Genomic DNA, 344 nt, shown 5'->3' on the forward strand with positions numbered 1-344 from the left:
AAGGAAAAGTTGCGACGGATACCGAACAAAGGCGTGGGATATGGCGCACTGAAGTATTTGACGCCAGTGGAAAAAAGAGGTATTGGCAGTACATTGTTACCGGAGATCAGCTTCAACTACTTAGGGCAATGGGATCGGGAGATGAATGCCGGGGCCATGTCCATGTCTGGGCTGTCTACTGGATTGCTAATGAGTCCACAATCGGAGCGGGTTCATGCGTTGGACATTGCAGGGAATGTAATCGCTGGAAAGCTGATGCTGAGCTTAACATACGATAAGCAGGAGTACGAGGAAAGCACGATGCAAGGACTGCTGGACAACTACAGGAAGCAGTTACTTTCAAT

1 protein-coding gene is annotated in these 344 nt (G+C 48.8%); it reads left to right on the forward strand.

What is annotated here, in order from left to right:
- A partial coding sequence (locus tag FS818_RS28420; protein WP_260990004.1) for a condensation domain-containing protein occupies positions 1-344 on the forward strand: 344 nt, incomplete at both ends.

This window comes from Paenibacillus xylanexedens (assembly GCF_007680605.1).
Taxonomy (GTDB): domain Bacteria; phylum Bacillota; class Bacilli; order Paenibacillales; family Paenibacillaceae; genus Paenibacillus; species Paenibacillus xylanexedens_B.